This window comes from Streptomyces sp. SID13726, assembly GCF_010548375.1.
Lineage (GTDB): Bacteria > Actinomycetota > Actinomycetes > Streptomycetales > Streptomycetaceae > Streptomyces.
This window is the reverse complement of sequence record NZ_JAAGLY010000481.1, coordinates 1-434: the sequence shown is the minus strand read 5'-3', so window position 1 is coordinate 434 and position 434 is coordinate 1. Positions and strand designations below refer to the sequence as shown.

Sequence of the window (434 nt, the reverse complement as noted above, 5' to 3'; positions counted from 1 at the left end):
ACCGCCGCGGCACTCACCGGCTGCGGAGCCGTGGGGAGCATCACCGGGGACAACGAGGTGACCCTGCGGGTCGTGGCGGCCGACTACGGGGACAATCCGCAGAACTCCTCCGCGGGCTACTGGAAGGACCTCGCCGCCGGCTTCCAGAAGGACCATCCGGGCGTGAAGGTCGAGGTCAGCGTCTACTCCTGGTCCGAGGTCGACGCCAAGGTCGCGGAGATGGTCAAGGCCGGCAAGGCCCCCGACATCGCGCAGATCGGCGCGTACGCCGACTACGCGGCCGCGGGCAAGCTGTACACGGCGGAGGAGCTGCTCTCCGTCAGCACCGAGGCCGACTTCCTGGCGCCGCTCGCGGACGCCGGCAAGGTCCGGCGGGTCCAGTACGGGATGCCCTTCGTGGCCAGCACCCGCCTGCTCTTCTACAACGAGAAGCT

1 protein-coding gene is annotated in these 434 nt (G+C 69.6%); it reads left to right on the top strand.

The genetic code is table 11. From position 1 onward, the window contains the following. On the top strand, positions 1-434 hold a 434-nt coding region (locus G3I78_RS48690), incomplete at both ends, for an ABC transporter substrate-binding protein (RefSeq protein WP_239158489.1).